Origin of the sequence: Pseudomonas sp. PB103, assembly GCF_009764635.1 — a bacterium.
In the GTDB taxonomy this organism is placed as follows: Bacteria; Pseudomonadota; Gammaproteobacteria; order Pseudomonadales; family Pseudomonadaceae; genus Aquipseudomonas.
Window position 1 is genome coordinate 1 of the sequence record NZ_RWIL01000029.1, and the last position, 18,041, is coordinate 18,041.

General features: G+C 59.2%; 15 protein-coding genes. 9 read left to right on the forward strand and 6 right to left on the reverse strand.

Going from position 1 to position 18,041, the window contains the following annotated elements:
• Nucleotides 1–119 precede the first annotated feature (119 nt).
• Both EJA70_RS05540 and EJA70_RS05545 read left to right on the forward strand, forming a co-directional pair.
• Entirely contained in the window at nt 120–1,247 is a 1,128-nt protein-coding gene (locus tag EJA70_RS05540; protein ID WP_158830083.1) for an FAD-binding oxidoreductase, read from the forward strand.
• 92 nt (nt 1,248–1,339) lie between these two features.
• The gene (locus EJA70_RS05545; protein WP_064393297.1) at nt 1,340–1,966 is read left to right on the forward strand and encodes a transcriptional regulator; all 627 of its coding nucleotides are present in this window, start codon (nt 1,340–1,342) and stop codon (nt 1,964–1,966) included.
• A gap of 124 nt (nt 1,967–2,090) precedes the next feature.
• Here the strand turns inward: EJA70_RS05545 and EJA70_RS05550 are convergent, their stop codons facing one another.
• The 6 genes from EJA70_RS05550 to EJA70_RS05575 form a co-directional block, all read right to left on the reverse strand.
• On the reverse strand, nt 2,091–2,867 hold the full coding sequence (locus tag EJA70_RS05550) for an ABC transporter substrate-binding protein (protein WP_158830084.1): 777 nt from the start codon (nt 2,865–2,867) through the stop codon (nt 2,091–2,093).
• Between the two features lie 265 nt (nt 2,868–3,132).
• Nucleotides 3,133–3,585, reverse strand: coding sequence for a molybdopterin synthase catalytic subunit MoaE (gene moaE, locus EJA70_RS05555; RefSeq protein WP_008080204.1), 453 nt, complete (start codon nt 3,583–3,585; stop codon nt 3,133–3,135).
• A gap of 3 nt (nt 3,586–3,588) precedes the next feature.
• The gene (locus tag EJA70_RS05560) at nt 3,589–3,831 is read right to left on the reverse strand and encodes a MoaD/ThiS family protein (RefSeq protein WP_085608143.1); all 243 of its coding nucleotides are present in this window, start codon (nt 3,829–3,831) and stop codon (nt 3,589–3,591) included.
• Complete coding sequence (gene moaC / locus EJA70_RS05565) at nt 3,828–4,301, reverse strand: cyclic pyranopterin monophosphate synthase MoaC (RefSeq protein ID WP_158830085.1); 474 nt, start codon at nt 4,299–4,301, stop codon at nt 3,828–3,830. Before moaC ends, EJA70_RS05560 begins: the two co-directional genes overlap by 4 nt.
• Nucleotides 4,302–4,488: 187 nt before the next feature.
• Complete coding sequence (locus tag EJA70_RS05570) at nt 4,489–5,883, reverse strand: PhoH family protein (protein WP_008080207.1); 1,395 nt, start codon at nt 5,881–5,883, stop codon at nt 4,489–4,491.
• A 337-nt stretch (nt 5,884–6,220) separates the two neighbouring features.
• On the reverse strand, nt 6,221–7,345 hold the full coding sequence (locus tag EJA70_RS05575; RefSeq protein WP_158830086.1) for a polysaccharide deacetylase family protein: 1,125 nt from the start codon (nt 7,343–7,345) through the stop codon (nt 6,221–6,223).
• Between the two features lie 249 nt (nt 7,346–7,594).
• On the opposite strand from EJA70_RS05575, the gene yaaA reads away from it, so the two are divergent.
• The 7 genes from yaaA to algG all read left to right on the forward strand — a co-directional run bounded on the left by yaaA (nt 7,595) and on the right by algG (nt 18,037).
• Nucleotides 7,595–8,374, forward strand: a complete 780-nt coding sequence (yaaA, locus tag EJA70_RS05580) for a peroxide stress protein YaaA (protein ID WP_008087507.1) — start codon at nt 7,595–7,597, stop codon at nt 8,372–8,374.
• Between the two features lie 808 nt (nt 8,375–9,182).
• Nucleotides 9,183–10,499 (forward strand): nucleotide sugar dehydrogenase, encoded by a 1,317-nt coding sequence (locus EJA70_RS05585; protein ID WP_008087506.1) that lies wholly within the window; start codon nt 9,183–9,185, stop codon nt 10,497–10,499.
• Nucleotides 10,500–10,738: 239 nt separating this feature from the next.
• On the forward strand, nt 10,739–12,220 hold the full coding sequence (alg8, locus tag EJA70_RS05590; protein WP_371924513.1) for a mannuronan synthase: 1,482 nt from the start codon (nt 10,739–10,741) through the stop codon (nt 12,218–12,220).
• 35 nt (nt 12,221–12,255) lie between these two features.
• Nucleotides 12,256–13,425: an alginate biosynthesis protein Alg44 gene (locus EJA70_RS05595; protein WP_158830087.1), complete on the forward strand. Its 1,170-nt coding sequence runs from the start codon at nt 12,256–12,258 to the stop codon at nt 13,423–13,425.
• Between the two features lie 9 nt (nt 13,426–13,434).
• On the forward strand, nt 13,435–14,946 hold the full coding sequence (algK, locus tag EJA70_RS05600) for an alginate biosynthesis TPR repeat lipoprotein AlgK (protein WP_256677628.1): 1,512 nt from the start codon (nt 13,435–13,437) through the stop codon (nt 14,944–14,946).
• Nucleotides 14,943–16,424: an alginate export family protein gene (locus EJA70_RS05605; protein WP_008077270.1), complete on the forward strand. Its 1,482-nt coding sequence runs from the start codon at nt 14,943–14,945 to the stop codon at nt 16,422–16,424. Before algK ends, EJA70_RS05605 begins: the two co-directional genes overlap by 4 nt.
• A 26-nt stretch (nt 16,425–16,450) precedes the next feature.
• Nucleotides 16,451–18,037 carry a mannuronan 5-epimerase AlgG gene (algG, locus tag EJA70_RS05610; protein ID WP_158830089.1) on the forward strand — a complete coding sequence of 529 codons (1,587 nt, stop codon included), beginning with the start codon at nt 16,451–16,453 and terminating at the stop codon, nt 18,035–18,037.
• The last annotated feature ends 4 nt before the right edge of the window (nt 18,038–18,041 follow it).

The following is an 18,041-nucleotide window of genomic DNA, read 5'->3' on the forward strand; positions in this document are numbered from 1 at the left end:
TTTTTTTAAGATCAAGATCAAAAGATCGCAGCCTTCGGCAGCTCCTACAGGGAATGTATTTCAATTGGGAGCTGCCGCAGGCGGATTCCCGGAGAACCTTGATAGCGTTGGAGTTTTTCATGAGCCAGGCAGATTTCATCATCATCGGCGGCGGGATTGCCGGCGCTTCCACCGGTTTCTGGCTGTCGCCGCACGGCAAAGTCATCGTGCTCGAACGTGAATCGCACCCGGCCTATCACTCCACCGGGCGTTCTGCTGCGCTGTTTACCGCCGCCTACGGCACACCGCAAGTGCGCGCACTGACCCAGGCCAGCCGTGAGTTTTTCGATCATCCACCGGCCGGTTTCTGCGAACATCCGCTGCTGAGCCCACGCGGCGAAATGACCGTCGATTTCACCGGTGACCCCGCCGAGCTCAACAACCAATACCTCAGCGCCAAAGCCACAGTCCCTGAGATGCAGTTGCTCACTGCCGACGAAGCCTGCGCGCGCCTGCCGATCCTGCGCCGGGAAAAAGTCCACGGCGCGGTCTACGACCCGAGCGCCAGCGACATCGACACCGACGCCCTGCATCAGGGCTACCTGCGCGGCATCCGTCGCAACCACGGCGAAGTCCACACCGATTGCGAAGTGCTCGGCCTCAGCCGCGACGCCGACGGCCTCTGGCACGTACAAACAAACGGCAAGACCTTCAGCGCGCCAGTAATTATCAACGCCGCCGGCGCCTGGGCCGACAAGATCGGCGCACTGGCCGGCGCCAAATCGCTGGGCCTGCAACCGAAACGCCGCGCCGCATTTATCTTCGCCGGCCCCGAAGGCGTCGACATTCATCACTGGCCGATGCTGGTCAGCCTCGACGAATCCTTCTATATGAAGCCTGACGCCGGCATGTTCCTCGGCTCGCCGGCCAACGCCGACCCGGTCGAACCCCACGATGTGCAACCGGAAGAACTGGACATCGCCATGGGCATTTACCAGATCGAAGAAGCCACCACGCTGACCATCCGCCGCCCGACCCGCACCTGGGCCGGGCTGCGCAGTTTCGTCGCCGACGGTGATTTGCTCAGCGGTTTCGATCAGCAGGTGCCCGGGCTGTTCTGGGTCGCGGCGCAGGGCGGCTACGGCATTCAGACATCGCCGGCGATGGGCCAGGCCAGCGCTGCACTGGTGCGCGGCGAGCCTTTGCCCGAGCACTTGCGCAACTTCGGCCTGAGCAGCGCCATGCTCTCCCCCGCTCGCCTCGCCTGATCGTCCCCCCGGATGACGCGCCCAACGGATTGCGGCACACTCCCAGCGCCCCCTGATCACGGGGCGCTGACGCTGCCTGGAGCTCCACTGTCATGACCGCCCCCGAATTCGATCCAGCGCTGGATAACTTCCGCGCCATCGCCGATGCCATCGCCACGCTGTTCTTTCCCCACGCCGAAGTGGTGCTGCACGACCTGCGCACGCAGAAGGTCGACTACATCGCCAACAACCTGTCGAAACGCGAGATTGGCGACGACTCGTCGCTGGAAGACATGCTCAGCGAGGATGTCAGCGACAGGAACATTGGCCCGTACGAAAAGCTCAACTGGGACGGTCAGAAGATTCGCAGCCTGAGCAGCGTCCTGCGCGACAGCGAAGGCCTGCCGCTGGCGGTGCTGTGCATCAATCTGAATATTTCGCTGTTCGAGAATGCCAAGGCGGCGCTGGACCTGTTCCTGTCGCCGAGCAAGCTGATCCCGCAACCGGATTCACTGTTTCGCGATGACTGGCAGGAACGCATCAACACCTTCCTCCACGCCTGGCTGCGCGAGCGGCAGTTGAGCCTGAATGTGCTGACCCGCGATCACAAGCGTGAACTGGTGCTGGCACTGCACGCCGAGGGCGCGTTCAAGGGCAAGAGTGCCTCTAACTATGTGGCCAATGTGCTGAACATGGGGCGGGCGACGGTGTACAAACACCTGAAGGAAATGAAGGGCTAGAGATTTGCGGTGATTGAACCGGCCCCATCGCTGGCAAGCCAGCTCCCACAGTTTTTTTGTTGCACACAACATCTGTGTACGACTCAATCACTGTGGGAGCTGGCTTGCCAGCGATGACGGACTATCAGTCGCCGTAAATGTCGGACTTGAAATACTTCTCGGAAATCTTCTGGTACTCGCCACTCGCACGAATACCATCAATCGCGCCATTCAACTGGCTGACCAATTCAGTATTGCCCTTGCGCACCGCAATCCCCGCGCCCTCGCCGACGTACTTCGGATCCTTCAACTCAGGCCCGACAAACGCATAGCCCTTGCCGCGCGGCATCGACAAAAAGTCATTCAACGGAATGGTGTCGGCAAAGATCGCATCGAGCCGCCCCGCCGCCAGGTCCATGTAGATCTCTTCGTTGTTGCTGTAGCGCTTGACGTTGATGCCCTTCGGCTCGAACACCTCGGTGGCATAACGATCAGTGGTGGTCGCGCGCTGCACGCCGACGTTCTTGCCCTTAAGGCTGGCGTACTGATCATCAACGCTGGCGCCTTCCTTCATCACCAGGCGCGACGAAGTGAAGTAGTACTTGTGGGTGAAATCCACCGACTTCTTGCGGTCTTCGTTGATGGTCATCGACGACAGCGCCAGGTCGATCTTCTTCACTTTCAGCGAAGGAATCAGACCGTCGAACTCACCTTCGACCCACACGCACTTGACCTTCATCTGTGCGCACAGGGCGTTGCCGATGTCGTAGTCGAAACCGACGATCTCGCCTTTGTCGGTTTTTGAGGCGAACGGTGGGTAGGCGGCTTCAATGCCAATGCGCAGGGTTTGTTCGGCGGCGAACACGCTGGCGCAGGACAACAGGCTCAGGGCCAGACCGGTGATGAGGGGGAGTTTCTTCATGTTCGTTCTCTCGCGGAAGTTGTTGTTGGTTTGGCAAGAAAGAGCTGAAACGGGAGGCGATGCTTTTTTGTACTTATAAATCCATATTGGACTCGCAGGTACATATCGTCAATTAAAGAAAAGAGAGATTTTGGGTGTTGCAGAGGGCCCCATCGCTGGCAAGCCAGCTCCCACAGTGATCGAGTCGTACACAGATTTTGTGTACACCCAAGATCCTGTGGGAGCTGGCTTGCCAGCGATAGCGGATTTGAAGGCGCTAGAGGACTTACTTGTTCCAGCGATCCGCCGCGGCATGATCACTGTCCCGCCCCTCAACCCAACGCGGCCCGTCGCTGGTGTTTTCTTTCTTCCAGAACGGTGCACGGGTTTTCAGGTAGTCCATGACGAAGGCGCAGGCATCGAATGCGGCCTGGCGATGGGCACTGGCGGCGCCGACGAACACGATTGGCTCGCCCGGTTCCAGCGCGCCGATGCGGTGCAGCACTTCCAGTTTCAGCAGCGGCCAACGCTGCTCGGCTTCGATGGCGATTTTACCGAGGGCTTTTTCGGTCATGCCCGGATAGTGTTCGAGGAACATTCCCGCGACATCCAGCCCATCGTTGAAGTCGCGCACGTAGCCGACAAAACTCACCACCGCGCCGACGCCGACATTGGCCGCGTGCATCGCGTTGACTTCAGCGCCCGGGTCGAACGGCGTGGCCTGCACACGAATCGCCATGGCTCAGCCTCCGGTCACGGTGGGGAAAAATGCCACTTCGTCGCCATCGACCACCGGCTCGTCGAGTTGGCAGAGGTCTTCGTTACGTGCGCACATCAGGTTCTGTTCGCTCAATACTTCAGCGCCCTCACGTTGCGCCAGCAATGCACGCACGTCATCGACGGTGGCGAAATCACCTTCAACCTTCACCGAGTCCACGCCCAGCGCTTCACGGTAACGGGCAAAAAACTTCACGGTCAGGTTCATGGCTGCTCCGCTTGAAAGTGCCCGCTCTTGCCACCGACCTTCTCCAGCAGACGCACGCTTTCGATGGTCATGCCGCGATCGACGGCTTTGCACATGTCGTAGATGGTCAGGGCGGCGACGCTGGCGGCGGTCAGCGCTTCCATCTCGACGCCGGTCTGCCCGGAGAGTTTGCAGCGGGCGACGATGCGCACGGTGTCTTCGCCTTCGGCACTGAGTTCGACTTTGACGCCGGTGAGCATCAACGGGTGGCACAGGGGAATCAGATCACTGGTTTTCTTCGCCGCTTGAATGCCGGCGATGCGCGCCACGGCGAACACGTCGCCCTTCGGATGGCCGCCGCTGACGATCATCTGCAACGTTTCGGGGAGCATGCGCACCAGCGCTTGGGCCGTCGCTTCACGGAACGTCACGGCTTTTTCGGTGACGTCGACCATGTTGGCGCGACCTTGGGAATCGAGATGAGTCAGCACGGGGGCCTCCTTGAGGCAGCTGCGAGCGGCAAGCTACAAGCGGCAAGTGAAAAGCGCAGTAGTCTGCAGGTATGGAATGGCAGCATTTAAGCAGTTGCAAGCATTAAGCGGCAAGCTACAAGGGCATGAGAGAAACACTCCCTACGCTTGTAACTTGCCGCTTATAGCTTGGAGCTGTTAGCTGCTTTTAGAGATGGGTTTCGGCGTATTCAGCCAGGATCGAGCGAGGCACCCCTTGCAGGGTGATGTGTACACCGTTGGGGAAATCCTTGAAGCGTTCGGTCAGGTAGGTCAGCCCGGAGCTGGTCGCGGACAGGTAAGGGGTGTCGATCTGTGCAAGGTTGCCCAGGCACACCACTTTCGAACCGGCGCCGGCACGGGTGATGATGGTTTTCATCTGGTGCGGTGTGAGGTTCTGGCATTCGTCGATCAGAATCAGGCTTTGCTGGAAGCTGCGGCCGCGAATGTAGTTGAGTGATTTGAACTGCAACGGCACTTTGCTGAGGATGTAGTCGACGCTGCCATGGGTGTTTTCGTCATCCATGTGCAAGGCTTCGAGGTTGTCGGTGATGGCGCCCAGCCACGGCTCCATTTTTTCCGCTTCGGTGCCGGGCAGGAAACCGATCTCCTGATCCAGACCCTGCACGCTGCGGGTGGCAATGATGCGGCGATAACGTTTGCTGACCATGGTCTGCTCGATCGCAGCGGCCAGCGCCAGAATGGTTTTACCGGAACCTGCCGCACCCGACAGGTTGACCAGATGAATGTCCGGATCGAGCAGCGCGTACAGCGCCAGACTTTGATAAATGTCGCGCGGTTTCAGCCCCCACGCTTCCTGATGCAGCAACGGTTCCTGATGCAGGTCGAGAATCAGCAAACGGTCTTCTTCAATCTCCTTGATCCAGCCGACGAAGCCCTGCTCATCAATGATGAATTCGTTGATGTGTACCGCCGGCAGGTTGTCGATCAGTTGTACCTGGTGCCAGGTGCGGCCGTGATCCTGACGGGTTTCGACCTTGCTCACGCGGTCCCAGAAGGAGCCGGTCATGTTGTGGTAGCCGTTGGGCAGCAGCGACACGTCGTCGACCAGTTGGTCGGTGCTGTAGTCCTCGGAGGCGATACCGCAGGCGCGCGCCTTGAGGCGCATGTTGATGTCTTTGGTGACCAGCACCACCGGTTTTTTCGGCTCGCGGGTGTGCAGGTCGATCAGTTGGTTGATGATTTTGTTGTCGTTCAGGTGCTCGGGCAGAATCAGGTTCGATTCGGCCTGCTTGCTCATCAGAATTGACAGCAAGCCCTTCGGCCCGCCCTTGCCGCGCTGGATCGGCACACCCAGTTCGACATCTTCCGGGGACGCATCGCCCAGGGTCTTGTCGATCAGCCGGATGGCCTGACGGCATTCAGCGGCCACGCTGTGATGCCCGCTCTTGAGCTTGTCCAGCTCTTCAAGCACGGTCATCGGGATCGCGACGTGGTGTTCTTCAAAATTCAGCAGGGCGTTTGGATCGTGAATCAATACGTTGGTATCGAGTACATAAAGGATTGGCTGGTTGGAGGAAGGGCTACGTCCGTGATCATCCATACTCGGTCACCTTTGTCAGAGCCAGTAGACGCAATACCTGGGCGGTGCTGCGCCTCGAAGTGACTGCCGAAATCTCACCTGCGGAGATTCAAGTGACTGCAAACAAACGGGTCTTGGAAGACGCCACCTGTGTTGCAGGTTTCGGCGGTCTGTCTTCGTAATACTCCAAAACCGATGACATAAAAAAGTACTTTGACGGTTTTTTTAAGTTTATTTTGCAAAGTGACGAAAAGCCCTTGGCGGACTCCGTCGACACCGTTAGAGTCGGAAGTCCGCCTGCATCGAATCCTCTGAAAAATTCGCCCCAAGCCCAATGTTTCCGGGCTTCTGCCGTTTCTCAGCGAAACGCGTCCTGACAGTCCTCCCAACCGATACCGCTTTGCGCCGTTTGCGTCAGCAGCCACGGCATCGAGGTCTTCACCGCGTCCTGCTTGACGTTGAAATTGATCACCCCGTGGCGCCACAACAACATCAAGGTCAGCACCCGTTGCGCGCTCGCTGCGCCCTTGAGCTTGCCGGCGCCGTCCTGAGCATCGATGTCCCACAGCGCCACTTGCAGGCCCTGACTGTTGAAGAAGTCTTGCGCGTCACTGCGGCGCTGGCCATCCGGCGGACGGAACAGCGGCACGTAGTTTTCCGGCAACTTGTTCCTGACCAGATCAGCGCTGCGCCGCACCGAATCCTGCCAGTCCTGCCAGTGGCTGTGGGACCGGAACTCCCAACCCTGCACGCCCACGCACATTTGCGAGAACGCTGCTTGCAGGCTGCTCACCGAACGCTCGGCCAACCGCGCCTGAATATCCTTGCCCAAGACGAAAAACGTAGCGCTCAGGTTCGACTTGCGCAGGTACTCGGCCAGCCAGCCGGTATTGTCCGGTTGCGCATTGGCGGCGCTGTCGAACGTCAGCAGAAACAGCCGATCGTGCATCTCGTCGCCATTACGTTCGTAGTCGCCGAAACGATCGAATTCATTGCTGGTCTGCGGCGACAGTGCAGCCTTGCGCATCAACTCATCCAGATACTGCAGATGAAAGATCCGGCTAGGTTCGGCCCACTTGGTGTAATAGCTGTCATCGCTGACCACGAACTTGGCGGCCTGCTCGCGCAGGGTCGGCAGGTCTTCGACGAGGAAGCAGAACGAGGCATCCTGATCGCAGCTTTGCTGGGCGTAGTTATAGTTAGCCAACAGGCGCTGCCAGAGGCGTTGGCGCAGACTGTTGACCGCATCGATATTGACCGTGCGCAACCCCAGACGCTTCGCCAGCGCGGCCTCGTCCATCGATTCGGTACCGAGCAGGCCACGGGCGAACATGAGGATTTCCGCCCGCGAGGCGACGTCGAACAGGGTCGGGCTGGTCAGTTGCTCCGGCCAGGTGCTGCGATCCAGCGTCGCAATATCGCCTGGCGCCGCGACGGCACCGAAGCTCAATAGCCACGCGGTGAATAAAAGAACAATGCGCAAAGGGATGTCTCCATAACAAAACCCGCGCGGCACTATAGCTGATAAGACACGACGCTGATCCCTGTAGGAGTGAGCCTGCTCGCGATAGCGGTCTGACATTCAACAGGGTGGTGACTGATCTATTGCTATCGCGAGCAGGCTCACTCCTACAGGGAATGCGCCAAGCCGTCGATCACCTATCACGCTCATAGCTGGAGTCAACTCGGACAACCCCCTAGAATCGCCCCCACGATTAAAGGAGACGACTTCATGCTGATGGTGATTTCCCCCGCCAAGACCCTCGATTACGAAACACCGCCGGCGACCCAGCGCTTCACCCAGCCGCAATACCTTGACCATTCCCAGGAACTGATCCAGCAATTGCGCGAGCTGACCCCGGCGCAGATCAGCGAACTGATGCACGTGTCCGACAAGATCGGCGGCCTCAACGCCGCGCGTTTCGGCAGCTGGACGCCCGCGTTCACCCCGGAGAACGCCAAGCAGGCGCTGCTCGCCTTCAAGGGTGACGTCTATACCGGCCTCGACGCGCAATCTTTCAGCGAAGCCGATTTCGATTACGCGCAAAAGCACCTGCGCATGCTCTCCGGCCTTTATGGCCTGCTGCGCCCGCTCGACCTGATGCAACCGTATCGCCTGGAAATGGGCACCAAACTGGCCAACGCCCGTGGCAAAGACCTTTACGCCTTCTGGGGCACGCGCATCAGCGAATGGCTCAACGAAGCGCTGGCCGATCAGGGCGACGACGTACTGCTCAATCTGGCGTCCAACGAATACTTCTCGGCCGTTAAACGCACCGCCCTGAACGCGCGGATCATCAATACCGAGTTCAAGGATCAGAAGAACGGCCAGTACAAGATCATCAGTTTCTACGCGAAGAAAGCGCGTGGCCTGATGAGCCGCTTTGTGATTCAGGAAAAGATCAACGATCCGGCCCAGCTCAAGCAGTTCGATGTGCAGGGTTATCGCTACAGCGCCGAACAATCGAAACCCGACAATCTGGTCTTTCTGCGCGACCACGCCCCCGAATAAAGCATGCCTATTGCACGACTCTTTCTATCAAGAGTCGTGCAGCCTGCACGCTGTCAAAAATTCCCCGCCTTGTTTCGCCATTTTTATGGCGCCAAAAAACAATCCCTGTCTTTTCTAATTTTAGTTTCACTCGACACTGATCATTTTTTTCAGTAGTGGCACCTAACTTTTTTCACAGTAGTGGCACAAAACTATCTAGCGCGATTATGCCCCTATCAATAAAGGGCGAAACGGAAAGTGCTATCAAATTGAGACCAGTGCCATCTTTGCCAATATTTCAAAAAATTTCAGATGGCGCGATGAGCGGACTGGAACTATGTCCAAATGCGTAGTTCATACCACCGGTAACGATTCTCGCCGAGTTTGTACGAGATAACTTACGCGGAGCAGATAGCCATGTAACCAAGTTGTCACAGCAACTTGCCTAGATGACTAACTAGTCTCAAAACAAACGAAGGACAGGAGATACGCAGCATTAATATCCCCTGCAAGGCCATGGCCGCGCCCCTATAAACGTGCTCGCCTGAGCACCAGACCGCTTGATCTACGGGCTTCTCGCCTGACATCGAGCGCGCAAGACGAATGCACCAGAGTCTTCCAGAAAGAAGATCCGCTGCATAACAGGGCAAGTCATAACTATAAGGCCTGGTTGCGCACATCTTGAGTGCACTTATTTAGACACTCGGAACTTTGTATGCCTGCACACGGCATTGTGGCGCCTGTAAGCCGCACTTTCGAGTGCACTAGTGAACGCTGAACACCATTAACTCCGGCCTTCTAAGGCCTGATATATACAGAGGTAATTGCGATGCGCATCAGCATATTTGGTTTGGGTTACGTTGGCGCAGTATGTGCCGGTTGCCTGTCTGCACGTGGCCATGACGTGGTTGGCGTCGATGTTGCCAAAGACAAGATCGACATGATCAACGCTGGCAAATCCCCCATTGTTGAACCGGGCCTGGGCGAACTTCTGCAACAGGGTATCCAGACCGGTCGTCTGCGTGGCACGACCAACTTCGCCGAAGCGATTCGTGACACTGACCTGTCGATGATCTGCGTCGGTACGCCGAGCAAGAAGAACGGCGACCTCGAACTGAACTACATCGAAGCGGTGTGCCGCGAGATCGGTTTTGTTCTGCGTGAAAAAACCACCCGCCACACCATCGTTGTACGCAGCACCGTATTGCCGGGCACTGTTGCCAACGTGGTGATCCCGATTCTCGAAGACTGCTCCGGCAAAAAGGCTGGCGTCGACTTCGGCGTTGCGGTCAACCCGGAATTCCTGCGTGAATCCACCGCCATTGCCGACTACGACCTGCCACCGATGACCGTCATCGGCGAGTTCGACAAGGCTTCGGGCGACGTGCTGCAATCGCTGTACGAAGAACTCGACGCACCGATCATCCGCAAGGACATCGCTGTCGCCGAGATGATCAAGTACACCTGCAACGTCTGGCACGCGACCAAAGTGACCTTCGCCAACGAGATCGGCAACATCGCCAAAGCCGTCGGCGTCGATGGCCGTGAAGTGATGGAAGTGGTCTGCCAGGACAAGACCCTCAACCTGTCCCAGTACTACATGCGCCCAGGCTTCGCCTTCGGCGGCTCGTGCCTGCCGAAAGACGTGCGCGCCCTGACCTACCGCGCCGGTTCCCTGGACGTCGAAGCGCCGCTGCTCAACTCGCTGATGCGCAGCAACGAATCGCAAGTGCAGAACGCCTTCGACATCGTTGAAAGCCACGACAAACGCAAAGTCGCCCTGCTCGGCCTGAGCTTCAAGGCCGGCACCGACGACCTGCGCGAAAGCCCGCTGGTAGAGCTGGCCGAGATGCTGATCGGCAAGGGTTACGACCTGAGCATCTACGACAGCAACGTCGAATACGCCCGTGTTCACGGCGCGAACAAAGACTACATCGAGTCGAAAATCCCGCACGTATCGTCGCTGCTCAACGCGGACTTCGATTCGGTAATCGACAACTCCGACGTGATCATCCTCGGCAACCGCGACGAGAAATTCCGTGCGCTGGCGCAACAAGCGCCGCATGGCAAACAGGTCATCGACCTGGTCGGCTTCATGGCCAAGGCCACCGACGCCGGTACTCGCACCGAAGGCATCTGCTGGTAAGGCAGACGTTGCACGGCGCCGCCCTCGCGACGCCGCGCAACACCCAAAATGTAGGAGCTGCCGAAGGCTGCGATCTTTTGATCTTTACCGGTTCACTTGGAACTCAAGTGTTCCCGGTAAAGATCGCAGCCTTCGGCAGCTCCTACAGGGATCACCCGAATTGCGTGTGACATCGCAGTTTTTTGTAAGCCTGCCTTAACCCCATCGGGCCCGCCCCGAGATAGAGACGGATGCAGATTATGCACAGGCTAAAACACGGCCTACTTCAGGCCGCCGGTTGGCTGTTTTACCTAAGTTTGTTGATGGGCATGGCCTTGATGCTACCCACGTCCACATTCGACTCCGAGTCGAAGGACTTCATTTTCCTGATTGGCGCCGTGGGTATCTGGCGCTATTCGATGGGTGCAACGCACTTTGTGCGCGGCATGATTTTTCTCTACATCGTTTACCCGCACCTGCGCCGCAAAGTGCGCAAGCTGGGTAAAGCGGCGGACCCGTCGCATGTGTTCCTGATGGTCACCAGTTTCCGTATCGACGCGCTGACCACCGCGCAGGTCTACAGCTCGGTGATTCGCGAAGCCATCGACTGCGAACTGCCGACCACCGTGGTCTGCTCGATCGTGGAAATGTCCGATGAGCTGCTGGTCAAGGCGCTGTGGGCACGGATGAATCCGCCAGAGCGCGTCAAGCTCGACTTCGTGCGCATTCCCGGCACCGGCAAACGTGATGGCCTGGCCTATGGTTTCCGCGCGATCTCCCGTCACCTGCCTGACGACCGTGCAGTCGTCGCCGTGATCGATGGCGACACCGTGCTCGGCGAAGGCACCGTGCGCAAGACCGTGCCGTGGTTCCAGCTGTTCGGCAACGTCGGCGGCCTGACCACCAACGAATTCTGCGAAGTGCGCGGCGGCTACATCATGAGCGAATGGCACAAGCTGCGTTTCGCCCAGCGCCACATCAACATGTGCTCGATGGCCCTGTCCAAGCGCGTACTGACCATGACCGGGCGTATGTCGGTATTCAAAGCGTCTGTGGTCACCAATCCGGAATTCATCGCCGACGTTGAAAGCGACTCGCTGCAACACTGGCGCCTGGGCCGTTTCAAGTTTTTGACCGGCGACGACAAGTCCAGCTGGTTCAGCCTGATGCGTCTGGGTTACGACACCTTCTACGTGCCTGACGCAGCGATCAACACCGTTGAACACCCGCCGGAAAAGAGCTTCATCAAGGCCAGCCGCAAACTGATGTTCCGCTGGTACGGCAACAACCTGCGCCAGAACTCGCGAGCTTTGGGCCTGGGTGTAAAACGCCTCGGCGCCTTCACCTCGGTGGTGCTGTTCGATCAACGCGTATCGATGTGGACGTCGCTGCTCGGCCTGACCGTGGCGATCATCGCCAGCTTCAAATACGGCACCGCGTTCATCCTCGTTTACCTGCTGTGGATCGGCATCACCCGCCTGATCCTGACCCTGCTGCTGTCGTGCTCCGGTCACCGGATCGGCCCGGCTTACCCAGCGATTCTTTATTACAACCAGATCGTCGGCGCGCTGGTGAAGATCTACGTGTTCTTCCGCCTCGACCAACAATCCTGGACGCGCCAACCCACATCCCTGACCCGTGATCTCGCCAGCTTTCAACGTTGGTTCAACACCTGGTCGTCTCGGACCATGACCTTCTCCGCCGGCAGCATTTTCGTCGCCGTGCTGCTGATGATGGTCTGACCCGCCCCTATTGAATTAACAAGGAAATCGCCCCTATGAATACCGCCGTCAACGCCAACGTAGTGCATGAATCCGAAGCCCAGCGCCAACACGCCCGTGTGAAAATCCCTGCCAAACTGCGCTTCTTCGGTCCCGACCGGACCCCGGTAGAAGCGCGGGTGCTCGACCTGTCCGCCGGTGGTCTGGCGTTCAACGCCGGGCAAATGCCGCTGACCATCGGCGAGGTGTACAAGGCGCGTCTGCAATTCGTCATCGACAACCTCGGCCTGGCGATGGACGTTGAACTGCAAGTGCGTTCCTACGACCGCCAGACCGGCCGCGTCGGCTGCCAGTTCCAGAACCTGGAACAACAGGACATTTCCACCCTGCGCCACTTGATCACTTCGCACCTGGCCGGCGACATCGTCAGCATCGGCGAAGTGCTGGCGACCCTGCAGCGCGACAACTTCACCAAGGCGCGCAAGGTCAAGGACGGCGGCTCCGGCATGACCCCGTTCGGTCGTTTGAAAGCCGTGACCTTCAGCGCCGGTATCTTCGCGGTCGGTCTGGTCGCGGCGGGCTTCATTTTCAAATCGGTGTACGGCATGTACTTCGTCAGCCACGCGCAGGCTGGCCTCGTCAGCGTGCCGGGGATGAACATCACCATGCCGCGCGACGGCACCGTGCAGAGCCTGGTCAAGTCCGACGGCGTTGCCGCCAAAGGCGCGCCACTGGCGACCTTCAGCACCAGCATGCTCGACGTGCTCAAAGGCCACCTGGAAGAAGATCAACTGTCCCCGGCCAAGGTTGAAGAACTGTTCGGCAAGCAAATGACCGGCACCCTGACCTCGCCGTGCGATTGCACCGTGGCCCAGCAACTGGTGGCTGACGGTCAATACGCGAGCAAGGGCGACGTGATTTTCCAACTGGTGCCGCGCAACACCTTGGCCAACGTTGATGCGCGCTTCTCCTATCGCCAGTTCGGCGACGTGCGTCCGGGTACTCCGGTGAGCTTCCAGATCGCCGGCGAAGACAAGACCCGCACCGGCAAGATCGTCAGCAGCACCAGCCTGAAAAGCGAAGACCTGTCCTCCGACATCCGCGTGCAGATCAAGCCAGACGAGCCGCTCGACAGCAGCCTCGCCGGTCGCCCGGTGGAAGTGAACAGCGACCGTGGCCCGAACCTGAACTGGCTGATCGACAAAGCCATGGCTGCCGGTCTTTAAGTCGAGGACATGCCTGTGACTACTCCACCCATCCTGAAAACACCGCGATCCCTGTGGGAGCTGGCTTGCCAGCGATTGGATCACAGTGGTTTAACTGGAATACCGAGTCGCCTGAATCGCTGGCAAGCCAGCTCCCACAGAGTTCATGTGGTGTGCTCGCTGGCGCTGGCGGTCAGTCTGGCCGGTTGTGCTGGCCTGCCCGATCAGCGTCTGGCCAACGAAGCGCTCAAGCGTGGCGACACTGCCACTGCGGCGCAGAACTATCAGCAACTGGCCGATCTGGGTTACAGCGAAGCGCAAGTCGGCCTCGCCGATATCCAGGTCGACAGCCGCGACCCTGAGCAAATGAAACAGGCCGAAGCGACTTATCGCGCCGCTGCCAGTGTTTCGCCGCGTGCTCAAGCGCGTCTCGGTCGCCTGTTGGTGGCCAAACCGGGTTCCACCGAAGCCGAGCATCAGGAAGCCGAAAGCCTGCTGAAAAAAGCCGCCGCCAATGGCGAAGGCAACACGTTGATCCCGCTGGCGATGCTGTACCTGCAATACCCGCACAGCTTCCCGAACATCAACGCTCAGCAGCAGATCGATCAGTGGCGCAAATCCGGTTTCCCGGAAGCGGGTCTGGCCCAAGTGCTGCTGTATCGCACCCAAGGCACCTACGACCAGCACCTGGATGACGTGGAAAAGATCTGCAAGGCCGCGCTCAACACCACCGACATCTGCTACGTCGAACTGGCCACCGTGTACCAGAAACGCGCGCAGCCTGAGCAACAAGCCGAGCTGATCAAGCAGATGCAGGCCGGTTACAGCCGTGGCACCGTCACCGCGCAGCGCGTCGATTCGGTGGCCCGTGTATTGGCCGATTCGACCCTGGGCAAACCTGACGAAAAAACCGCGCAGTCGCTGCTTGAGCCGATCGCTCCAGGCTACCCGGCGTCGTGGGTGACCCTCGCGCAATTGCTTTACGACTATCCGGAACTGGGCGACGTCGACCAGATGATGAAGTACCTCGACAACGGCCGCGCCGCCGACCAGCCGCGCGCCGAGCTGTTGCTGGGCAAGCTTTACTACGAGGGGAAAATGGTCCCGGCCGACGCCAAAGTCGCTGAAGAACATTTCCAGAAAGCCGTTGGCCGTGAAGTCGCCGCCGACTACTACCTCGGCCAGATCTATCGTCGTGGCTACCTCGGCAAGGTCTATCCGCAGAAGGCGCTCGACCACTTGCTGACCGCTGCGCGCAACGGCCAGAACAGCGCCGATTTCGCCATCGCCCAACTGTTCTCCCAAGGCAAGGGCACCCAGCCCGACCCGGTCAACGCCTACGTCTTCAGCCAATTGGCCAAGGCGCAAAACACCCCGCAAGCCGATGAGCTGGCGACCACTCTCGCCGCGCAATTGCCGCCCGAGCGTCTGGCCGAAGCCCAACGTCTGCTGCAACAGGAGCAAGCCAGCCGTGGCGCTCTGAACCAGAACACGCTGCAACTGCACGCCCTGCAAGAAGAAGACGGCGAGGAAAAATTATGAAGTTGAATCCATTCGTGAAGGCCGGCATTGGCCTCACTTTCGCGCTGATCTGGTCTTGCCCGACACTGGCCGCGATGACTGAAACCAAGAACTTCGGCCTCGAAGTGAAAGTCACCGGCCAGTCCGAAGACGACCGTGACCTCGGTACCGCCAGCGGCGGCGACGTCAACGGCGTCGGCCTCGACCTGCGTCCGTGGATCTACGGCGAAAGCGGCGCGTGGAGCGCCTACGCCATGGGCCAGGCCGTGACCTCGACCGACATCATCGAAACCGACACCCTGCAACAATCCGACGGTGAACAAGCCACCGACAACGGCGATCGCAAAACCAAGAAAAACTACTTGGCGATGCGCGAGTTCTGGGTCGGCTACAGCGGCCTCACGCCATACCCGGGCGAGATGCTCAAGTTCGGTCGCCAGCGCCTGCGCAATGACGACGGCCAATGGCGCGACACCAACATCGAAGCGCTGAACTGGACCTTCGACACCACCCTGCTGCGTGCCAACGCCGGTGTCGCCGAACGCTTCAGCGAATACCGCACCGACCTCAAAGAGCTGGCGCCGAAAGACAAAGATCGCCTGCACGCCTACGCCGACGCCGCTTACCAGTGGACGCCGGGCCAATGGGTCGGCATTCGCGGTCACCACACCCACGATGACGGTAAACTCGATTACGCCGAACCGGGCGTCCCGCGTGATTCGCTGGATAAAACCGAGAACGGCGACATCAGCTGGCTCGGCCTGACCGCCGACAGCGACGCCTACAACTGGCGCAACACCAACACCGTCAACTACTGGGGCAGCATCACCGGCATGAGCGGCGACCGCGACACGGTCAACGCGCTGAATGCCGACGGCTCGCGCCCGGCGCAAGCCAAGCGCAGCGATGACGTCAACGGCTGGGCCACCGACATCGGTGTACGCCTGCGCCTCGATCCGCAATGGCAAGTCGGCGGTGCGTATGCCCGCGCCAGCGCCGATTACGAACAGAATGGTCTGGAGAGCAACCGCTCCAACTACACCGGTACGCGCTCGCGGGTTCATCGTTTCGGCGAAGCGTTCCGTGGCGAAATGAACAACATGCAGACCGCGACCCTGTTCGGTTCGTGGATGGTCAACGACGAGTACGACGCCAGCCTGATTTACCACAAATTCTGGCGTGTCGACGGCAACAAGCCGGTCGGCAGCAACGGCATCAACGCCGTGGAAAACAACACCGACGACGCCACCGGCGCGATCCTTTCCAGCACCTCGCTGCCGCTTGAAGACGGCAACAAGGATCTCGGTCAGGAGATGGATCTGGTCGTCACCAAGTACTTCAAGCAAGGCCTGTTGCCGGCGGCGTTGAGCCAGTCGATCGACGAGCCTTCGGCCCTCGTGCGTTTCCGTGGCGGTGTGTTCAAACCGGGCGATGCCTACGGCAAGCAGGTTGATTCGTACATGCACCGCGCGTTCATCGACGTGATCTGGCGCTTCTGATGCAAACCGCCAAGGGAGTGCCCGACATGATCAGCACCAGGATAGGCTCACTCAGCCTGCTGGCCGGCGCGATGCTGCTGGCCAGCGCCGGCGCCTTCGCCAATGTAGAGCCGACGGCGCCGCAACCGGCCAAGCCGGCCACCGTGGCCAAAGAACTGCAACAGGCCAAGACCTACACCGTCAGCAGCGCGCCGACCGACGCGCTGAATCTGGCCGCGCCAAAACTGCCCGACATCTCCGGCTTCACCGCCGAAGCCGCTGCGGCGAAAATCGTCCGCAGCAAACCGGGCAAGATCAGCGTGCGCCGGATGATGCAGGAAGACGCCCTGAAGGACTTTATCGGCGGCGACAACAAGATGGCCGAATGGGTGGTGCGTCAGCACGGCATCCCGCAGGCGATCTTCGTCGACGACGGCTACATGAACCTCAAGGATCTGGCGCAGAAACTGCCCAAGCAGTATTTCAGCGAAACCTCGCCGGGCGTATACCTGTCGAAGCTGCCGATCGTGGTTGGCCGTAAAGGCATCCTCGAAATCGATGGCCAGACCCAGGAATTGCGCCTGTCGCAAGAGGCCGGTTCGTTCCTGGTCAACGACGGTCAGTTGTTTGTGCGCGATACCAAAATCACTGGCTGGCGCGAGAAGGAAAACGGCCCGGCAACCTTCCGTTCGCCGAAGGAATTCCGCCCGTTTCTGCTCGCCTGGGGTGGCACCGAGACCTACATCGTCAACAGCAAGATGGCCAGCTTCGGCTACGCCAACAGTAAGTCGTACGGCGTGAGTATTTCCCAGTACACGCCGAACATGGCCAAGGTGCTCAAGCGTCCTGAGCCGACCGGCTGGATCGTCGGCTCCGAATTCTCCGACATGTGGTACGGCTTCTACTGCTACGAGACCCGCGACTTCGTGGTCAAGGGCAACACCTACAAAGACAACATCGTTTACGGCATCGACCCGCACGACCGTTCCCACGGCCTGATCATTGCCGAGAACACTGTGCACGGCACGAAGAAGAAGCACGGGATCATTATTTCCCGTGAGGTCAACGACAGCTTCATCTTCAACAACAAGAGCTTCGACAACCACCTCTCGGGCCTGGTGATCGACCGTAACAGCGTCAACAACATCATTGCCTACAACGAGATCTACAAGAACCACACCGACGGCATCACGCTCTACGAGTCCGCCGACAATTTGCTGTGGGGCAACAAGGTCATCAGCAACAAACGCCACGGCATCCGCATTCGTAACAGCGTGAACATCCGCCTCTACGAAAACGTCGCCATGGCCAACGGTTTGACTGGCGTTTACGGCCACATCAAAGATCTGACCGACACCGACCGTGACATCAAGCTCGATCCGTTCGATGCGCAGGTATCGCTGATCGTCGTTGGCGGTGAGCTGGCGGCCAATGGCAGCGGCCCGCTGTCGATCGATTCGCCTTTGAGTGTCGAGCTGTATCGCGTGTCGATGCTGGCGCCGACCAAATCCAGCGGCATCAGCTTCAACGGCATCCTCGGCGAGCGCCAGGATGAAATTCTCGACCTGCTGGTGCGCCAGCAGAAAGCCGTGCTGATCGACCCTGTCGAACGCCAGACCGAAATGCAGGACTGAGGAT

Bases quoted from the DNA above. Each gene is read 5' to 3' on its own strand.
- EJA70_RS05540 (WP_158830083.1), top strand. From the start codon at position 120: ATGAGCCAGGCAGATTTCATCATCATCGGCGGCGGGATTGCCGGCGCT.
- EJA70_RS05545 (WP_064393297.1), top strand. From the start codon at position 1,340: ATGACCGCCCCCGAATTCGATCCAGCGCTGGATAACTTCCGCGCCATC.
- EJA70_RS05550 (WP_158830084.1), bottom strand. From the start codon at position 2,867: ATGAAGAAACTCCCCCTCATCACCGGTCTGGCCCTGAGCCTGTTGTCC.
- moaE (WP_008080204.1), bottom strand. From the start codon at position 3,585: ATGGCGATTCGTGTGCAGGCCACGCCGTTCGACCCGGGCGCTGAAGTC.
- EJA70_RS05560 (WP_085608143.1), bottom strand. From the start codon at position 3,831: ATGAACCTGACCGTGAAGTTTTTTGCCCGTTACCGTGAAGCGCTGGGC.
- EJA70_RS05570 (WP_008080207.1), bottom strand. From the start codon at position 5,883: ATGGATGATCACGGACGTAGCCCTTCCTCCAACCAGCCAATCCTTTAT.
- yaaA (WP_008087507.1), top strand. From the start codon at position 7,595: ATGCTGATGGTGATTTCCCCCGCCAAGACCCTCGATTACGAAACACCG.
- EJA70_RS05585 (WP_008087506.1), top strand. From the start codon at position 9,183: ATGCGCATCAGCATATTTGGTTTGGGTTACGTTGGCGCAGTATGTGCC.
- alg8 (WP_371924513.1), top strand. From the start codon at position 10,739: ATGCACAGGCTAAAACACGGCCTACTTCAGGCCGCCGGTTGGCTGTTT.
- EJA70_RS05595 (WP_158830087.1), top strand. From the start codon at position 12,256: ATGAATACCGCCGTCAACGCCAACGTAGTGCATGAATCCGAAGCCCAG.
- algK (WP_256677628.1), top strand. From the start codon at position 13,435: ATGCCTGTGACTACTCCACCCATCCTGAAAACACCGCGATCCCTGTGG.
- EJA70_RS05605 (WP_008077270.1), top strand. From the start codon at position 14,943: ATGAAGTTGAATCCATTCGTGAAGGCCGGCATTGGCCTCACTTTCGCG.
- algG (WP_158830089.1), top strand. From the start codon at position 16,451: ATGATCAGCACCAGGATAGGCTCACTCAGCCTGCTGGCCGGCGCGATG.